17 protein-coding genes are annotated in these 17,646 nt (G+C 63.2%); 12 read left to right on the top strand and 5 right to left on the bottom strand.

Annotated features, from left to right (window positions below):
• Positions 1-210: 210 nt before the first annotated feature.
• Positions 211-978, bottom strand: a complete 768-nt coding sequence (locus BRA42_RS10285) for a winged helix-turn-helix transcriptional regulator (RefSeq protein ID WP_292409776.1) — start codon at positions 976-978, stop codon at positions 211-213.
• Positions 979-1,390: 412 nt separating this feature from the next.
• Between BRA42_RS10285 and BRA42_RS10280 the strand changes: the two genes are divergently transcribed.
• Entirely contained in the window at positions 1,391-2,548 is a 1,158-nt protein-coding gene (locus BRA42_RS10280) for a hypothetical protein (RefSeq protein WP_342770658.1), read from the top strand.
• A gap of 314 nt (positions 2,549-2,862) precedes the next feature.
• Here the strand turns inward: BRA42_RS10280 and BRA42_RS10275 are convergent, their stop codons facing one another.
• Positions 2,863-3,069, bottom strand: a complete 207-nt coding sequence (locus tag BRA42_RS10275) for a type II toxin-antitoxin system HicB family antitoxin (RefSeq protein ID WP_292409780.1) — start codon at positions 3,067-3,069, stop codon at positions 2,863-2,865.
• A 207-nt stretch (positions 3,070-3,276) separates the two neighbouring features.
• Here BRA42_RS10275 and BRA42_RS10270 point away from each other — a divergent pair, with 207 nt between their 5' ends.
• Entirely contained in the window at positions 3,277-4,701 is a 1,425-nt protein-coding gene (locus BRA42_RS10270; protein ID WP_292409782.1) for an amino acid permease, read from the top strand.
• A gap of 61 nt (positions 4,702-4,762) precedes the next feature.
• Here the strand turns inward: BRA42_RS10270 and fae are convergent, their stop codons facing one another.
• Positions 4,763-5,266 (bottom strand): formaldehyde-activating enzyme, encoded by a 504-nt coding sequence (gene fae / locus BRA42_RS10265; protein WP_292409784.1) that lies wholly within the window; start codon positions 5,264-5,266, stop codon positions 4,763-4,765.
• 273 nt (positions 5,267-5,539) lie between these two features.
• Between fae and BRA42_RS10260 the strand changes: the two genes are divergently transcribed.
• The 8 genes from BRA42_RS10260 to BRA42_RS10225 all read left to right on the top strand — a co-directional run bounded on the left by BRA42_RS10260 (position 5,540) and on the right by BRA42_RS10225 (position 12,806).
• Positions 5,540-6,643 (top strand): inositol-3-phosphate synthase, encoded by a 1,104-nt coding sequence (locus BRA42_RS10260; protein WP_342771079.1) that lies wholly within the window; start codon positions 5,540-5,542, stop codon positions 6,641-6,643.
• 162 nt (positions 6,644-6,805) lie between these two features.
• The gene (locus tag BRA42_RS10255) at positions 6,806-7,072 is read left to right on the top strand and encodes a hypothetical protein (protein ID WP_292409788.1); all 267 of its coding nucleotides are present in this window, start codon (positions 6,806-6,808) and stop codon (positions 7,070-7,072) included.
• Positions 7,069-8,676, top strand: coding sequence for a carboxypeptidase-like regulatory domain-containing protein (locus BRA42_RS10250; protein ID WP_342771857.1), 1,608 nt, complete (start codon positions 7,069-7,071; stop codon positions 8,674-8,676). Before BRA42_RS10255 ends, BRA42_RS10250 begins: the two co-directional genes overlap by 4 nt.
• Positions 8,630-9,487 carry a DUF4350 domain-containing protein gene (locus BRA42_RS10245; RefSeq protein WP_342685942.1) on the top strand — a complete coding sequence of 286 codons (858 nt, stop codon included), beginning with the start codon at positions 8,630-8,632 and terminating at the stop codon, positions 9,485-9,487. The genes BRA42_RS10250 and BRA42_RS10245 overlap by 47 nt, the downstream gene beginning before the upstream one ends.
• Positions 9,480-10,451, top strand: coding sequence for an AAA family ATPase (locus BRA42_RS10240; protein WP_292409795.1), 972 nt, complete (start codon positions 9,480-9,482; stop codon positions 10,449-10,451). Before BRA42_RS10245 ends, BRA42_RS10240 begins: the two co-directional genes overlap by 8 nt.
• 2 nt (positions 10,452-10,453) lie before the next feature.
• Positions 10,454-11,701, top strand: coding sequence for a DUF58 domain-containing protein (locus tag BRA42_RS10235; protein WP_342770563.1), 1,248 nt, complete (start codon positions 10,454-10,456; stop codon positions 11,699-11,701).
• On the top strand, positions 11,701-11,997 hold the full coding sequence (locus tag BRA42_RS10230; protein ID WP_292409799.1) for a hypothetical protein: 297 nt from the start codon (positions 11,701-11,703) through the stop codon (positions 11,995-11,997). The genes BRA42_RS10235 and BRA42_RS10230 overlap by 1 nt, the downstream gene beginning before the upstream one ends.
• The gene (locus BRA42_RS10225; RefSeq protein WP_292409801.1) at positions 11,994-12,806 is read left to right on the top strand and encodes a hypothetical protein; all 813 of its coding nucleotides are present in this window, start codon (positions 11,994-11,996) and stop codon (positions 12,804-12,806) included. Before BRA42_RS10230 ends, BRA42_RS10225 begins: the two co-directional genes overlap by 4 nt.
• Here the strand turns inward: BRA42_RS10225 and BRA42_RS10220 are convergent.
• Both BRA42_RS10220 and BRA42_RS10215 read right to left on the bottom strand, forming a co-directional pair.
• Positions 12,736-13,710, bottom strand: a complete 975-nt coding sequence (locus tag BRA42_RS10220; protein WP_292409804.1) for a DUF1616 domain-containing protein — start codon at positions 13,708-13,710, stop codon at positions 12,736-12,738. The two genes, BRA42_RS10225 and BRA42_RS10220, sit on opposite strands and share 71 nt — an antisense overlap.
• A gap of 11 nt (positions 13,711-13,721) precedes the next feature.
• Positions 13,722-14,897, bottom strand: coding sequence for a hypothetical protein (locus BRA42_RS10215; RefSeq protein WP_342770565.1), 1,176 nt, complete (start codon positions 14,895-14,897; stop codon positions 13,722-13,724).
• 86 nt (positions 14,898-14,983) lie between these two features.
• Between BRA42_RS10215 and BRA42_RS10210 the strand changes: the two genes are divergently transcribed.
• On the top strand, positions 14,984-16,930 hold the full coding sequence (locus tag BRA42_RS10210) for a hypothetical protein (RefSeq protein WP_342770566.1): 1,947 nt from the start codon (positions 14,984-14,986) through the stop codon (positions 16,928-16,930).
• Between the two features lie 369 nt (positions 16,931-17,299).
• A partial coding sequence (locus BRA42_RS10205; RefSeq protein WP_342772150.1) for an ABC transporter ATP-binding protein occupies positions 17,300-17,646 on the top strand: 347 nt, incomplete at its 3' end.

Genomic DNA, 17,646 nt, shown 5'->3' with positions numbered 1-17,646 from the left:
CTGAGGTGTTTCGGGATCACCTCGTTTTCAACAAGTTTATACGAACACATACGGCACTATGCCGTAGTGAGTACATCCTTCCTGAAAAGGATGAGGCCGCCTTGAGGCGGGTGGGACAACGTAAGGAAGGGGTCACTATTCCCTACTTTTGACGTCCTTTGAAGTTGCATTACGACACCACTTTCCAGCATGTCTTTTTTTTTGAGAAGTTCATACATCCGTCCCGGCGGTCGTCTTTCCATCGCATTTGACCTCACCCCTGAGGGAGTCCGCGGCCTCGGGCGTGAGCAGATACCTCATCATCTTCCCCTCCCGGTGAGGTTCGACGATCCCATCGGCTATGAGCCGCCTCATATGCCAGAAGGTCGAGGGGGGCGAGATACCGACGGCCAGAGCAAGGTCCTGTTGGGAGAAACAGCGGTTCTTCAGGAGAAGGAGGAGGATTCTCCGGTCGGTACCGTCTTTTAAGTGAAGGCAAACCTTCCTGTCGACCACGCCGGGGAGGGCGCCCGTCCTGAAATATCCTCTCCTGCCGCCCCGGCGGGTTGCGACGATCATGCCCACCGATTCGAGACGCCAGAGATGATATTGGGCTGCCCCTCTCGTGATCCCGGCGATCCGGATCAGGTCTCCGATTGAAATCCCCGGGCTCTCGACGATGCACTCATACAGTCGTTTCCGGGAGGCATGATCGAGCAGATCCTTCCGGGAGATGCGCCGGTAGCCGAGAAGCAGCATTATGGTGAAAGAGTAATAGAGTTCGGCGGGGAAGAGGAGCACGGGGGATAGGAAGAGAAGGAGATTGATGAGCATCGCGTGGGGCGGCAGGTCCCAGAACGTTATCTCGGTGAAGTCATGGCCGCCTCCCGGCAGAGGATCGTCCAGCGGCGAAAACGTGTAGCCCCCCGGGGCCGCCGCCGGATAGACCAGGAAGAAGCAGCCTGCGATGACGAACGCGACGGGGGTCCAGTGTTTCATCTCTTCGCCCTTGCGACCTGACCGCCGGGTTCGTCAACACCATCCGAAGGTGTAGTCTTCTGTTCCGTGAACGCGCTCGCCATGGACGAGAAACACCGTAACAACGGTCGTGGCAGAACAGACCGTGAGGGAGAGAGGATTGTGGGATGCCCGTCAAAATCAGGGGGTAGGTCCGTTTCGTCGTTCGAGACGGATTTCGCATATTGGTCGGTCTTTCCATTGCAGGTCTCCATGGTGATATCTGTGGTTTCGCGAGTAGATACCTTAAGTTTTATGGGCAAATCGTCTAATCGTCCTTCAACGATTAGCTGAATTGCACACAAAGTCTTTAGCAACCGGGGGTAACTCTTGAACTAAGAGACCGTCAATCTCCACATTGTCTCGGATCAGGACGGTTGAGGGAGTATCGACCATGAAATGGAGGAATGTTCAAATAGCGCTTGTCCTGCTGCTCGCGGCATCTGCTTTCACTATACCGGTTACGGCCGAAGAATGGGATACGCCGCCCCTCAACGACTCCGAACTCCAGCGCTGGGGGATTGTGAACGGGAGCCCTAACTGGGCCGGAGATCGGGATCTCTCGCAGTACAGCAGGTACGAGCCTCAGGCTGAGGTGACGCTGTCGAGGGAGACTCTGAAAAAACTGTATCCGAACATCATTTTCTTCAATGCATCGGATTTCCCCGCGAATACGGACTCTTCGGGAGAGGTGGTGTCGTTCAATCCGGACGGGAGTGTCACGGTGACGCGGACAGAGGGCGACGGGGGAGGGGCGACGGCGGCCGAACCCACCCCGACGCTCCCTCCCGTGCCCGGAGGGGACCCCCTGATGCAATTGCAGGGCGTCCACCCGAACGTAGAGAGAAACGCCGAAATTATGGAGTACATCCAGACTCACGGTCTCTCCAGCTGGTACGAGAAGCGTTACAACGCAACCTGCCGCTATGTCTGCCTTGTCCCGGGCACGCCAGGTGCGCAGACGCTGGTGTTCCTGAACCGGGATGTCGACGAACGAGAGGACCCTGAGAGCATCGTATGGGTGAGTCTGATCGACCCCGACGAGGACCTCCCGGTAGAGGCACCCGACCCGCTTGCCGGCCTCTCCGCCGGTTACCCGCAGGTGCGGGAGAACCCCGCCGTGGAAGCGTTCATCCGGGAGTACGGGCCCGGACGCTGGGGTGAGGAATGGGAGAACGATACGACGGTACAGGTCTATCTCGTCGCTGAGAACGCGACCTATAGAGAACTGATCGCCACCGTGGAGGCAGGGGCCGTCACGGGCGTGACGGTCCTCGACGAGGAGCATCTCGTCGTCAATAAAACTGAGGCGCTGGAAATCGCCAGAGAAAACGTCTCCCCCGACGCCCGCCTCACCGATCTCCATCTCCGGCTGAACGACGGGCGGGCCGAGTGGGTGGTCTCGTACATGGACGGCCCGGTTTACACCGGAATGACGTTGGATGCCGGAGAGGTCCCGATGCCGGAGGCGACTGTCCCCGGCTTTGCCACCGTGACGGCAGCCGGATCGCTGCTCGTCACGGCTGCGGCACTGCACTCAAGAAGAAGATGACCGCGGGAAGGAGAGGAATGATGCGCCGGGGACTCCTTGCGGAATCAGTCAAAAAAAACCCGGATGCCCTCACTTAAGCGGGGAGCAGTCACAGGAGCAAAAGAAAGTCCTCGACAGTCATGCCCGCATCGGCGATCAGGTATCTCAGCGTTCCCCGCTTGAGTTCGGTATGAGCCGGGACAGAGAGGGGGCCGCAGATGCGTGTGGTTGGCCATAATAACATGGCTGCCGGTCTGGCGGGCAACCGTCCAGCCCCTCTTTTAAAAGGCCTTAACAGATTCTTTTTCTGATATAACCGGTAATTTTCCCCTGAATTACAACGCAACATCAGCCAGTCGTTCGCCGGGGCGTTGCGTCACCCGATCGTTGAGCCCCTCAATACATCCGGAGATGGCATCCTTGATGTTCTCGAGGGTTTCTTCAACGGTCTCACCCTGCGAGTGGCACCCGGGAATTGCGGGGCAACTCACAACGTATCCGCCGTCTTCCGGATCTTCCCTGACGATAACCCGAAACTTCATCTGTACACACCAGAATTTCTCTATGATCTCCCGGAGTAATCAGGGTTTGCCCGGGCCTGCGAAACCACCCTCATGGGTTGTCCGGAAGATGCCTGCCATCAAAGGTCGCATCCGCAAGTCCACGCGCAAGTTCGATGAACACCTGCCGGACGTACCCACCGATCGACGCGGAACCATTATCGCCGTCACGGTCTCTCTCCCGCGACGATGGCGTTGAAGCGGGGACTCTCCCAGTTCGACCTGACAAACCTCATCGTCGGGGCGATCGTCGGCGCCGACATCTACATCGCCTCCGCCCTCACGGCCGGCCTTGTCGGCCCGTTCTCGATCGTCCTCTGGGCGGTGGCCGCGGTCTGCGCCGCGGCGATCGCTCTGGTCTTCGCCTACTGCAGTTACTATGTTCCCCGCGTCGGCGGACCGTTCGCATACGTCTCGGAAGCGTTCGACGACTTCTACGGATTTCTTGCCGGTTGGAGCATGTGGATCGCCGAACTCCTCGCGCTCCCGGTCTTTGCCATCGCGTTCGCCAATTATCTTGCGGCGCTCATCCCCCTCGCCCCGGCTGCAGAGGTCGCCGCAAGAGCGATCTTCGTCGGAGCGTTGACGCTCGTCAACATCGTCGGGGTCCGGGCGGCCGGACGGTTGAACGACGCTCTCACGCTCATCAAACTCTCCCCGCTCCTCCTCCTCATCGTAGCGGGGTTTTACGTCCTCATCGTCCGGCCGGAGACGTTCCTCGGGAACTACACCCCGTTGCTCCCCCTCGGGCTGCAGAACGCGGCCCCTGCGCTGGTCCTGGTCTTCTGGGCGTATGCCGGGTTCGAGATGGGAACGTTCCCGGCCAGTGAGGTGCAGAACCCGAGACGGACCATTCCTCGCGCCATTGTCACGGGTATGTCGATAGTCGCTCTCTTCTACATCGGGACGAACTTCGTGCTCTTCGGGCTCGTCAACTGGACGGAACTTGCCGCGAGCGCCGTGCCGCTCGTTATCGCCGGAACGGCACTCTTCGGGTCGGCCGGAGCGCTCATCATGACGGTCGGCGCCCTCTTCTCTGTGGCGGGATCGGACGAATCGGGGATGCTCGGCAGTGCACGGCTTGCCTACGCGATGGCAATCGACGGGCTCTTCCCCCGCATCTTTGCCCGGCTCCACCCGCGTTACGACACGCCCTATATGATCCTTATCGCCCAGGGTGCGATTGCGTTCGTTCTCTCCAATGTCGGAAACCTCTCCGGGCTGATCTCCTTCGCCGTCCTCAACCTTGCGTTCTCGTTCCTGCTCACCTGTTTCGCGCTCATCGTGCTACGGAGCGACGGGGCCACGAACCTCCGCGGTCAGCATCTCCTTCCGCTCGTCGGCATCGGCATCTGCCTCTTTCTCATCTCTTCCACAACGACCTTCGATAAAATCGTGGGGAGCCTGGTTATCCTGGCGGGTATCCCGGTCTACCTCTTCTTCTCCCCGAAGGATGATATGCGCCATCTCAAGGCCCTTTTCCTCTCCGAAGAGGCCGTACTCGTTCGAAGGCTCGAGGCGCGGGAGGTCTATCTTGCCAATTTTCTCACCCTGGTCCGCTCGGTCTACCGGGGGATAGGGCGGCTTCTCAGCCGCGAACCTGAAAAAAGGTGATATTCGAAAAAAGCAGCCGGGGAAATCTCCGGCCTTTTTCTCCGTTTCCCTGCCTTGCGTCTCACGCGAAGGGATGCTTCGCCGTATCTTTCTTCGCGAGCACCTCGCTCATCTTCGGCTCGCCCGTTATCGCCCGGCGGATGGCGATCTTCGTCGCCTCGTAGTTCCAGTCGTGGATCTTCTTTTTGTCCGCCGCATCCCACTCGATGAAGACCGACGCAATGATCAGCAGGTTGTCGGCCTCTGTCTCCGGGATGATGCCTTCCGCGACAGAATCGACCACCGCCTTCGCGACGGCGGCCTGAGCGGGGCCGAACATCAGGAGAGCCTGGTTCGCGCCTTTGATGGTGACCTTGTTGACCATCAGCGTCGGGGGTCTTGCGGGGAGGTTCGGGGTGAGGACGGCGAGGAGTGGCGTGTGGCCCCGTTCGGGCGATGCGAGCGCTGTGACGAAGGCCTGTTCCACGCTGCTCCCTTTCTTCCCGATGACAAGGTCGATATGGGCAACTTCCGGTCCTTCACCGACGAGTGCTTCTCCAAAGAGTGCATGTTCCGCATTGATCATGGTATCTCACCGTCTGAGTATCTGGGGTATGGAACAGAAAAAGGTTGCGAAACAGGCACTCTTCTCCAGCGGCGAGCCCTGCGCACCGCCCCCCGGGCCATGTCGGATCGGCGCAATTATACCCGGCTGCCTCTCATTACAGGCATTTCCCGAACCATCCATACCCTTATATTTTGCCGATCTATATTTCTGTCTACTACGCAACTCCCTCCGCGCCGGTCGTTCCCGGAGAGGGTTGTGCCAACCTTTGTATTATTCAATCGGAGGACTGTCGTGGACTCGATCAAGATTGCAATTGTTGGTGTCGGGAACTGTGCCTGTTCGCTGCTCCAGGGGATAGCATACTACCGGGGAAAAGACGAGCAGAATGCAATCGGTCTGATGCACCGGGACCTCGGGGGGTATCTGCCGTCCGACATCGAAGTGGCGGCGGCGTTCGATATCGATGCACGGAAGGTCGGACGTGATGTCTCCGAGGCCATCTTCTCCCCGCCGAACTGCACCACGGTCTTCTGCCCCGATGTGCCGAAGACCGGGGTGGCCGTTCGGATGGGACGGATACTGGACGGCTTTCCGGAGCACATGCGGGGCTATCCGGAGGAGCACAGGTTTGTGCCCGCCGATGCTGCGGAGGCGTCGCGCGAGGATGTCGTTCGGGCGCTCAAGGACTCGGGCGCTGAAATGCTGCTCAACTACCTCCCTGTGGGGTCGGAGGAGGCGGCACGGTTCTACGCCGGTTGTGCGCTGGAGGCGGGTATCGGTTTCATCAACAACATGCCGGTCTTCATTGCAAGCGACCCCGCATGGGCGGAGAAGTTCCGGAAACGTGGTCTCCCGGTCATCGGCGACGATGTCAAGGCCCAGCTCGGGGCGACGATCACCCACCGGGTCCTTGCGGACCTCTTCCAGCGGCGCGGGGTGAAACTGGACCGGACCTACCAGCTCAACACCGGCGGAAACACGGATTTTTTGAATATGTTGAACCGGAGCCGTCTCGCTTCGAAGAAGGAGTCGAAGACCGAAGCGGTGCAATCGATCCTTGATGAACGTCTCGACGACGATGATATCCACATCGGCCCGAGCGACTACGTCTGCTGGCAGAAGGACAACAAGGTCTGTTTCCTCCGGATGGAAGGGCGGCTTTTCGGGGACGTCCCCATGAACCTCGACCTCCGCCTCTCCGTCGAGGACTCGCCCAACTCCGCAGGGATCGTTATCGACGCCGTCCGGTGCTGCAGGCTCGCCCTCGACCGGGGCGTCGGGGGCGTGCTGACCTCTCCGTCCGCCTACTTTATGAAACACCCCCCGTTGCAGGTCAAGGACGACGACGCCGCCCGCATGACCGAAGAGTTCATTCGGGGCGTTCGGGATCGGTGACACCCACCGCTGGAGCGGGGGGCATCCCCCGGATATTGCAGCCCGATTATTTCACTGCATTCTGATCCCGGTCCATGACGAGCCCACAACGCCCCTGCAACACCCGGGGAAGCTGCGGTTTCAATAAAGTTATATCTTCCATAGAGCAGAGAATTAATCCGAATGGCGGATGCGAAGAAATACTACGCGGCGGCCGTGCTCGCGGTCTGGCTCATTATCGTCGCCTTCTTCATGGTTTTAAACCGCACGCTCGACCTCGAGGTCTTCTTCGTCCTCTCGCTCATCGGCCTCCTCGTCGTCGCGGTCCTCATCGACGATGCCTTCTCACGGCCGCGCTACATGCGCTACATCGGCTACGTCATCGCCGCCGGGGTCGCCCTCTTCGCCTATATCGTCGTGGAAAAAATCCTGGAGATTCTTGCCGCATGAACCGTCAGGCATCCCGTATCGTCCTTGCGGCGGCAGTCGTCCTCGTTCTCTTCCTCCTTGCAGGAGAGGCGACGTCCCCGGTACTCTATGCGGCAGAGAACATCTCGACCGCCGCCCACACCGACCCCGTGACGGTCCAGAAGCGGTCTCCCGGCGATGCCGCGGCCGTCGTCCCCCTGATGGACGAACTCCTGGGGGAGACCGGAACCCTCGCCCTCACGATCCGGCTCAAAGACTACGAGAGCGCGGAGCAAGACCTCGCCCGCTACAGCGAACTCTCAAGGCAGTTCGACCGGATGGTCGTCACTCTCGACGTCTCCGGGACCGACATCGGCGAATTCCAGCAAAACAACCAGAAGAATCTCGAGACCCTCTCCACCCTCTTAAACGACACCCGGCGGTTCGACGACCTCCAGCGGCTCGAGATCGAGGTCCGGGGCGACGACGAGCAGCACGCGACCGTCGTCTACGAGGGCGAGGCCCTCCGGCAGAAGATGCGGGAAGGGTTTGCCGCCTACGCCGGACGGGAGGCTGCGACGACCTGGGTCGCCGGGCGCTACGACCTCAACGCAACCCCCTACCAGAAGAGCGTCATGGACTTCGCAGAGGTCGCCGACGCTGCGGACGACTGGCGGGAGGAGATCGGCGGCGAAAGCACCCTGAGGTCCCCCCTCGACATCGCAGTCGCTCCCGGCGCGGGGCGCTACGGGGATACTCTGTCGATCGCCGGGACCTATACCGGCGGCATCCCGGGAACCCCCGTCGAAGTCTACATCGACAGCCGGATCGCCGGGACCGTCGCCCTCGACGACGATGGGGCCTACCGGTATCCCTATCGGGTCGACCGGGTCCTTGCCGGGCCTCATCTCGTCTACGTGACCGCGGGCGCGGTCTACTCCCCCGTCGCAACGTTTACGGTCCTTTCCGGGGACACCGCCACCACCCTCTCCCTCGCGGAGGTGAACCGGACCGCCGTCGCCTGTACCGGGAACCTCACGACCGCCGAAGGCCGGCCGGTCGCGGGCGCGCCGGTCCTCGTCAGGCTCGGCGACGGCACCCTCATCGCCGCACAGACCGATGAAAACGGCACCTATGTACAGGAGACCGTCCTCCCGGCCGGGGAGCACACCCTCCGGGCCGAGTTCCACGCCGCGGGTTACCCCCTCAACGCCTCCGAGAGCCGGGAGGAGATGTTCGTCGTCCGGGGCGAGGGGCTCTCCCCCCTCCCGTTCGCGGCCGCCGTTGCCGCCGCGCTCGGCACCGGGTGGTACCTCCGGCGGCGGTACCGTGCGACGGAGGAGACCCTGCCCGTGGAACAGCCTGAGGGCGTAGCGGTGGATGAACCCGTCGAGACCCCGCCGCCGCGGGTGGAGACCGCGGGGCTCCCGCCGAGAGATGCCGCGACCGTCCTCTTCCGGGCCCTCCGTACCCGGCTCGATCTACCCGACACAAAGACCCCGCGGGACTGCGCCCGGCTCGCTCCCGACCACGCCGGGTTCTTTGAGCGCTACGAACGGGTCCGGTATGCCGGCGAGGTCCCCACGGGGGAGGAACTCCGTGCAATGGAGAGAGAGGCGCTCGGGGGTGACGAAACTGCCCCGTGAGGCCTGGGCGGTCCTCTGCATCCTCCTCCTCGCCGCCGGGGCGGCGTATGCCCACGCGACCACCACCACCGAGGAGTACAGCCGTTACAACGTCGGCTGGAACGGCACCTCGAACTTCGCCGGGGAGGAGGCCCGCGACCTCCGGGACCTCACCCCTGATGCGACCCTCCTCATCCTCGCGCCGGATAAAGAGTTCACGGCCGACGAAGTCGGGTACCTGCAGGCGTTCCTCGCCGGCGGCGGGAGGGTCCTCATCGCCGACGAAGGGGGGACGGCGAACCGGCTCCTCGCGGACCTCGGGAGCACGATCCGGGTCCGGCCGGGGAACCTATCGAGCCTGGAACGGGACCATATCGACCCCGGACTCTTTGCCGCCCGGGTCGTCGGGAACGCGAGCTTCTTCGCCGGTATCGAGACCGTCCGGGTCAACCGCCCGGCGGCGATCGAAGGCGGCGAGCCGCTCCTCGCTACCCCGATCCTCTCCTGGGACGACGCCGACGGCGACGGTAGGGTCGGCGGTCAGGAGACCCTCGGGACCGCGGTCGTCTGCGCGAGAGAGGGCAACCTCACCGTCCTTGGCGACCCGAGCCTCTTCATCAACGCCATGCTCGCCGAAAACCCGGGATTCATTGAGAATATCCGAAACGAGCCGGTCCGGATCGACGGCATCCATAGCAGAACCGGGACCGCCAACCCGATTATCAACACCGTAGCCTGGGTCCGGGAGACGCCGACGGCGGCGGCCGCGTTCACCGCCCTGGCCGTCCTGCCGGTGGCCTACCGGTTCGGGAGGAGAGAAAAAGATGATTGACGACCTCGCCACACACACCGATACGATTGCAAACGCCTACGAAGATATTAAATTGACCGCCCAACAGGTGGTCGTCGGGAACCAGACCCTCATCGAAGAGATCTTCATCAGCATGATCGGCGGCGGCCACCTTCTTATCGAAGGAGTCCCGGGGACCGCCAAAACCACCGTCTGCAAGATCATCGCGCGTCTCATCGGCTATGACTTCAAACGGGTCCAGGGGGCCGTGGACGTCCAGCCGGCGGACATCATCGGGGTCCGGGTCTACGACAGGAGCAAGAGCGCGTTCGTCCTCCAGAAAGGGCCGATATTCACGAACTTCCTGATGGTCGACGAGATAAACCGCCTGACCCCGAGGACCCAGAGTTCTCTCCTCGAGGCGATGAGCGAACGCCAGGCGACGATCGACGGGACGACCTACCCGCTCCCCGACCCCTACTTCGTCATCGCCACCCAGAACCCCCACGATAACGAAGGAACGTTCCCGCTCATCGAGGCTCAGTGCGACCGATTCATGTTCAGCACCGTTCTCACGCACCTCGACCCGGATCACGAGCTCGAAATCCTCCGGCGAGAGCGCGCCGGGGAACTGGACTGGGGGGTCTACCAGGACCAGATCGAACCCATACTCGGGCCGGAGGAGGTTAAAGCCATGGCCGCGGCCGCCCGGGGGGTCCAGGTCGACGAAGCGGCCATGGTCTACATGCGCGACCTCGTCCTTGCCACGCGGTCCCACGGGGACATCCGGCTCGGCGCGAGTTCCCGTGCCTCGATTGCCTTCGTCCGGGGGTCGAGGGTACAGGCGGCCCTGAACGGCCGGACTTACGTCATTCCCGACGACATCCGGGCTCTGGCTCTCCCGGTCCTCCGGCACCGGATCTGCCTCACCCGCGAGGCCGTGATCACCGGCGTCACCCCTGAGGAGGTCATCGCCGAGATCGTCGAGAGCGTCGGGGTGTCTTAGGGATGATCCGGCCGACCCGGACGAGCGAGGGGGTCGCGGCCCTCGCCCTCGCTCTCACCGTCACGGCGCTTCTCCTCACGAGCCCGGCCGCGGCCCTCGCCGCCGGTTCCCTTGCCCTCTTCCTCCTCTGGCGGGGCTGGCGGTTCGAGCGCGATCTCCTGGCTGCGGCCTCTTCTCTTACCGTCGAGCGTGAGGTCGACCGGACGATTCTCCGGCAGGGTGCGGCGGCGACCGTCCGGGTGCGGGCCGAGATTGCCGCCCCGCCGGGAATGGTCGTCCGGATACGCGACCTCCCGCCGGCGGTCGCGGTCGGCGAGGGCGCTCGTTGCGACCCGGGCAGGACCGCAACCTACACCGTCCGGCTTATGGCTCCCGGCAAGACGGCGTTTTGCGGGGTCGTTATCGAGGCAAGCGACGCCTTCTTCTCCCGGGACCTCGTCTGTCGCGGATTCGACGCTCCGCACCTCCGGGTCTTTCCTGCAGGGACCGTTGCGGCCGGAGGAGGAACGGGGGCCGGGGCGGGGGACACCGAAGTCGACCGAAAAACCGCGCTTGCCGGTCAGGGCATCCGCGGGTTCCGGCCCTACCGCTCAGGCGACGACCCCGGCCTGATCGACTGGAAGGTCACGGCCAGGCATAACACCTACTACGTGCGGCAGCTTGCCGGGCTTGAGGGCGGCGCGCCTCTTATCGCCGTCGACCTTCCGACCCGGGCCGACGGGGACCCGGAGGTCTTCGCCCGGTTCTCGATGGCCGTCTACAGCGCGGTTGAAGGGACGATCGGCTCGTGCGGCGGCTGTTCTCTCCTGGTCGTCGCCGGCCCCGAGATCGTCCGGTTCCTCCCCCTGACTCAGGATATTCGGGAGGCGCTCGCGACTCTCGGCGGACTTCTCCCCGCCGAGCCCCGCGCTCCCCTCTATCGGGCACCGGGACCGGTCTTCCTCGCGGCCCGGGCCCGACTGCCTGGAATAGGGTCCAGCGAGAGGGAGGCGGTTTTCCGGGAGAGGCTCGGCGGCGTTCTCCGTGCGTTTGCGGCAGAGAGCCCGGCACCCTTCGCGGCGGCGGTGCGAGCGGCGCTCGGTCGGACGGATGCATCGGAGGTCCACCTCTACTCTCTCCTCCCGGCGGGCGACAGGAGCCACCTCGTCCAGCTCGTCTATGAGGCGAAGGGCCTCGGGATGCGTGTTGTCCTCAGGGCGCCCGCCGGTGCCGGCGCCCTTCCCGGGGTCGATGCCGTGGAGGTGCTCTGATGGCGGCCGACCGCCGGTTCCTCCTGCTCTCTGCCGGCGAAGTCCTGGTCGTCGCCGCGGGCGATCTCGTGGCGGCGCTCGTCCTTCAGGTAATCGTTCTTGCCGCGTTCCTCGGCGACCTGCGGGGTCTCCCGGTTTTCACCGTCGCCGCAGTCCTCTTCGCCGCGGTCATCGCGGCGAGCGGCACCGTTTTCCTCCCCCTCGTCGGCCTTGCAGCCGCCCTCGGTTGCGGCTACGTCGCCCTCACCCTCCGGGATTACCGGCTTGCCCGGTGGGCGGCAGGAGGAGAGGCATGAACGTAAACAGCCCCTACCAGGGTGCCTTCCTCCTCATCCTCGCGGCGGCGGGCCTCCTCGTCCTCGCGGCCGCCACCGGCCGGGGCGACATCACCACCGCGACCCTTGTCCTCGCGGGTGCCGGGTGCTTCTTCGCCGGCGTCTTTCTCCTCACGCTCCACAAAGGCGAACCCCTCGACCCCGGGCTCGCCGCCCTCCTCCCGGTGCAGGGGACCGTCACCACCGCCACCCTCTGCGCGGACCTGGGGGTCCAGGGCGACGCCTGGTTCGTTCCGGAGGCGAACGGGACCATCGTCGAGGTGATCCCGGTCGCCGACACCCTTCCTGCGACGACCGGCGACGACTATTCTTTTATCACCACGGAAGGCGGGTGCGCCGTCCGGATCGTTCCTGCATGTACTCCGCTTCTCGCAACCCTCAAGAAGAAGCATGCCCTTGAAGTCCCGGCGGAGGACGAAGCCCTTCTCGCGTGCATATCCGAGGTCTGCGACGACCTCCTCGAGGTCGCCGAAAAGACACAAGCCGCGTGGGACGGCGAAAATATCGTCGTCACCCTCCGCGGTTACCGCCTCCTCCCCGGCTGCCGGGAGGTTCGGGCGGCTTCTCCGAAGTGCTGCACCATGGTGGGCTGCCCGATCTGCAGCCTGCTTGCGGCGGTCGCCGCCCTCGGAACCGGAGCCCCCACGAGGATCGAGCACGTCGCCGTCGACGAAAAACGCGGGGTCCTCCGGGTTATCCTCAGGTCGGCCGGACCCGGACCCAGAGATGAAGGTCCCGATAACTCGCCGCGATCCGGTTCTCTCCCGTGATCGCAGGGTCCGGGACCGTCTCGTTGAAGAGCAGGAATTCAACCCGGTTGTAGTCGACCGAGGGGATCGAGAACTCCCAGGTCATCTCCCGGGTCTCGTTGTGGGGGACCGTCACCACGAACCGGTCGAGCGGCTCGACCGCGTGGACCGTCGACGTATTCGTCACGGGGTCGAAGGTCTGGTTGAGGGCGAAGATCTCGACCGTATAGGCGACCTCGCGGTACTCGTGGTTCCCGACGCCGACGATCAGCGATTGCGTCGAGCCTGCCGGGAAGTCGGTCGGATAGTCCGCGGCCTTCCCCCCCGGTCCGAGGATGTAGAACTCGGTGAAGTGCTCCCCCTCCTTCGGCACCGCGATGACGTAAGCAAGCGTCGCAAGCGCCGCGACGATCGAGATCACAAGGACGACGGAGAGCGCCCGGTCGAGCCGGGAGTCGCCGGGGTTGAAGAGTTCCAGACGGGCCGCTTCAAGCATCTCCCGCGCCGGAACGACGAAGCGGTCGGCGGGCGGGAGGAGGAGGCGCCGGTACCAGGCGATCCCGATCATTGCGAGGGTGAAGAGGGCAAGCGAGGCAAGGATAGGGTCGAGCCGGATTCCCCAGGGAGTGTAGTTCAGGGCAAGCCCGATGAGGGGGGAGACGGCGATCGAGAGCCCGAACGAGAGGGCGACCCGCTCGATCCCGTCAAGGTCCTCTTTTGCCGGGAAGAGCGCGGCGATCAGGGCGTAGCCGGGGATGAAGAGGACCATCGCCAGGCCGAAGAGGGCCTGGAGAAAACTCTCGTTCAGCATCGGAACATAAACGCAGAAGAGGGTCGCCGCCGTCGCGGCGGCAACCGCGATGAGGTCGCCGGGAATGTCTCCGGCGGCCTCCAGGATCAGGGGCTTTCGGTCCTCTGGGCCCATGAAGCGGTCTGTCAGGTTCTTCTCCTCCACCCAAGGATCACTGTTGCGAGAGCAAGGATCGGGAGGAGGGGAGTGATCGGCGCGGCGGCAGGCGTCGTCGCCACGGGAGCGGTCGTGGCTGCGGTCGTCGTCGCCACTGTCACCGTCGTCGTTGGCATCGTCGTCGTTTCGGCAGCCGATGCGGCGACGAGGAGGGTATAGGTCCCCGCCCGGGAGACCATGGTCGTGATCCGGTCACCCTCGATCTTCGACGGGGTCAGGGTCCAGACGCCGTTCTCGTACCTGGCGAGGGTCCCCCGCGCGTCGGCCGACGGGAGACGGAAGGAGAGGACCACGGCGGGGTCGAACTCCTGGCCCTCGGGGGTCACGGCATAGGCCTTCCCGGAGAGCGACCATCCGGCGGGGGCGGTGCCCTGCGCGGCGAGGGCGAGGAGACCGGCACCCGATAGGTCGGCCCCGGCGAGGGAGGCCTTTCCGTCGGCCGATGTCTCCGTCACGGACCCGGGTTCGGTCGCTACAGGATCGGTGGATGGGGAGCCCGAGGGCGACCCGCTGCTGCCGGTACTGCCGCTCGATGGGGTGTCGTCGGCACCCGGCGAGGAGGGAGACCCGATGGTGATCACCCGGGAGAGGGCCTCCGCCCCGTCGATATAGACGGTCACCGTCGCGGTACCGTCCGTGATGCCGTCGACGGAAAAGGAGATCGTGCCGTCGGCCGGCCCCTTCTTCGTGCCCATCATCGTCAGTTCGGTGACGATGCTCCCGGCTGCGGCCTTTCCGTCCAGGGTGATGGCCTCGTAGGTCCCTCTGGAGATGTTGTAGGACTGGGTGGTCCGGAATTCACCGTTCGCATCGGCGTTGCTGCTCAGGCTTGCAGAGGCCCCGTCCGGCATCTGCACCGAGAGCCCGGTCCAGGCCGTGCCGCGGGTATACGCGCTCACTTCCCCCGAGCCGAGGGAGAAGGGCAGGACGAGGTTTCGTGCCGTAAAACTGAACCGGTCATCGGAATTCGCGTCGAACTCCCCGCGTATTCCGAGCGAAAACGCGGCACCGTCGGGAATCCCCTGCACGTTCACGGTGACGGTGTCTCCGGGGTCGATAGCAGCAGGGGAGATGGTGACCGTCGCCGCCGTCGCGGTCGGGATCAGCAGAACGAGGAGGAAGAGGCATGTGATGAGTTTAAACATGAGAGATCTCCTTATCGATTCAACGTATGTATAGATGACCGTTCAAAATAAAAAGGATTATGATATAGCAGGATATACACCCACCCATGATTCAAAGAAGGCGAATATTAATCTTTGGTATCATCGTCGCCCTTCTTCTCCTCCCTATGGCGGTGGCTGCCTCGGGGGGTTCTTACATCACCGTGACGACGAACGATACCAGAGAGTACAAGAATCTCTCCATTACAACCGTCGATGCCCTCGACCCCCTGGATGTCAGCAAGACCCGGGTGACCCTCGAGAGCACCGAAACTGGCGACCTTGAGACGTTCGAGTACCCGTTGCTGGGAGAGATCGTCCGGACGTTCGACCCGGCGAGCGGTCCCTACCACGGCGTGTATGTGACCGTGGCGGAGACCACGACCATCGACGGGCCCACCCTCCCGTGCTATTATTACGTCTACACCAAAGAGACGCTCCCGAGTTTCACCGTGGAGGTCCCGGGCCAGCGCGGCAACGTCCTCCTGCTCAAGGTCCCGGAGAACCTAACTGAAGGTGCCAACTTCACCGATCTCTTCAGGGCCGCGTCGAAAGAGGGCTACCTCTTCACGAACGATGCCATCATCTACCTCAACCAGACGGGCATCACGGCCTACGGCGCCATTGACTCGAAGGACTACGATGCGAACAACCTGACCTACACACTGATCCATAACGAGGTCGACCTCACACGCTTCGTTGCGAACAAGGACCTGGCGCGGAACATGATGGACGCCAGGCCCTTCACGAGGCCCACGGCGGGCGAGTATCTCCTCACGGCGGTGAAGTACGACGGCATCAACACGATGCACGTCCTCGCCGCCATGCCGGTCCTCATCCTCGACGGCAACACCCCCGCCGCCTGGTCGGGAGGCGACCCCTACTATCAGGACCAGAACCAGAATGTAACCGTCTCCTTCAGCGGGTCCGTCGATCGGACCGTTTACGCCCTGGTCAAAGAGGACGGCACGAGATACGGCCTCTCGATGACGGTCGACACCTCGGAACTTGCAAGGCAGCCGATCCCGACCTCGGCGGCCGATCTGATCTCCATCCTAAAGACGATCGCCGGCGAGGCGAGCCCGGTCTCCTACACCCTGACAGTGGGTGACACCCCGGTTAACGTCAGTCGCGGCTCCGGGTTCGTCATCGCCGAAGGTTACGGCTGCTCCGGGTATGCAAACGCGTCCTCGGTGACGGTTGCGGCAGAGACCCTCAAGACACTCAACCCCGGCACCTATTCCCTCTACGCCATGGGCATGGACGGCGACAGGGTCGTTGCCGTTAACCAGACGGATGTCTGCATCTTTGCAGTCGCACCGACCCCGACGCCCACCCACCGCTACGGCAGCAGCGGTGGCAGCGGCGGCAGTTCCGTCATCCCTCCGATCGTCTCCGAGGGGAAGGGTAGCCTGAACACCGACAGCAACGGTATCGTCCTTCGGTCCAGCGTGATCAACGCCGCAGACCAGGTAGCCTCCCTGTCCGTTCCGACCGGCGTGAAAGCGCTCGATGCAAACGGCAACCCGCTCACCGAGATCACCCTGGACACCCTCTCGGGCGACGCAATCCCGGAGGTCCCGACCGGATCACTCTTCCAGTTCGCCGGCTACGCCTACCGGGTCCAGCCCGACGGCGCCACCTTCGACCCGTCGATCACCCTGACCCTGCAGATCCCCGAGGAGGTCTGGAACACCCTCGACCTCACCGACAGGCACCTTACGGTGAAGTGGTACAACACGGAGACCGGCGTCTGGGAGGACATCACGACGACCATCAATCCGGACACGAGGACCGTGCAGGCCACGATAACGCACTTCAGCACCTACGCGCTCTTCACCGAACCGGTGCAGACGGCAACACCGACCGAAACGGCGACCACGGCTCCGCCGCCGACGACATCGCCCGCTGAAGAGCCCCCCGCTGAAGGGCTGCCCGTGGCGATGATCCTCATCGGCATCGTTGCCGTCGTCCTCATCGCAGGCGTCGGATACTTCTTCATCAGGAAGAAGTAACACCCTACTCTTTTTCTACGGGCCGTCATATCGTCCTTCACTAAAAAAAATAGGTTCGATTTTTTTCGTAGTCAACCATCGTTTTATCTCTCATTCCGGCCCATATTTCCGCGTAGAGCGTTGAATGTGAGTGAACAGCGCCTACGGCAGGCGTGCCGATCCCAAAGGATCATGCCGCGCGAAGGCCGGCACGCGTGCGTTCGCCGATTTCCGGTGGAAATTCCGGTCCTTCATGAGGGACAGCGGATTCATATCGGTCGAAATCGTGCCGAACCCCTTGACATGTAGAGGTTTGTCACAGAAAACGTTAATAAGTGGATGTCAAAGTCTGCAGTAGAGCGCCGCCATACTGGTCCGGCGGGGTGTGAAATGATAAAAACAGAGAATCTCACGAAGGTATACAACGGGAAGACGGCCGTCGACGGCCTGAACCTCGAGGTCGGGGAAGGCGAGATCTTCGGCTTCCTCGGCCCGAACGGAGCGGGGAAGAGCACGACGATCCTGATGCTCACCGGCATGATCGAGCCCACCGGCGGGCGGTGCCTCGTCGACGGGATCGAGGTCGCCAAAGACCCGCTCCAGGTAAAGAAGATCATCGGCTACCTCCCCGAAGACGTCGGGTTCTACGGGAACATGACCGGCGAACAGAACCTGGACTACTTCGCCCGGTTCTACGGGATGAACGCGAAAGAGCGCAAAGACCGGATCGCGGAACT

The sequence above is a fragment of the Methanoculleus sp. UBA374 genome (assembly GCA_002508705.1).
Taxonomy (GTDB): Archaea; Halobacteriota; Methanomicrobia; order Methanomicrobiales; family Methanoculleaceae; genus Methanoculleus; species Methanoculleus palmolei.
The sequence above is the reverse complement of the archived record's forward strand: the minus strand, read 5'-3'. Positions and strand labels throughout refer to the sequence as shown.